Source organism: Rhodococcus sp. T2V (genome assembly GCF_029269925.1).
Lineage (GTDB): Bacteria > Actinomycetota > Actinomycetes > Mycobacteriales > Mycobacteriaceae > Rhodococcus_F > Rhodococcus_F koreensis.
In genome coordinates, this window is the sequence record NZ_JARJBD010000396.1 from 1 (window position 1) to 486 (window position 486).

Consider the following 486-nt stretch of genomic DNA (forward strand, 5'->3'; position numbering starts at 1 on the left):
GGACCTGCCTCGACCTGCCCGACACCCCGGCCAACGCCGAGCATTTCGGGCGGCCGGCATCGAGTCGCGGCGAGAAGTCCGCGTTCCCGCAGGCACGGCTGGTGGCCCTCGCCGAGTGCGGCACCCACGCGGTATTCGACGCCGCGATCGGACCGTGTCGCACCTCCGAGCGGGAGCTGTCGCACGAACTGATGGACACCCTCGCACCGGGGATGCTGCTGCTCGCCGACCGGGGCATCTACGGATTCGACATGTGGACCCGCGCCGCCGCTACCGGCGCCGACCTGCTGTGGAGGGTCAAATCGACGCTCTCGCCCCGCCACGTCGAGACCCTCGACGACGGATCCTGGCTGGCGCAGATCATCCCGACCTCCGGGAAGAATCGGCGGCAGCGAACACCGCTGACGGTGCGCGTGATCGACTACACCCTTGACGACGGGCGGGAGAACCCCGAGCAGTACCGGCTGCTGACCACGATCCTCGACC

The 486-nt window shown here is 69.5% G+C and carries 1 pseudogene; it reads left to right on the forward strand.

Going from position 1 to position 486, the window contains the following annotated elements:
* Positions 1-486: pseudogene (locus P3H15_RS54550) on the forward strand (IS4 family transposase); the annotation flags it as partial.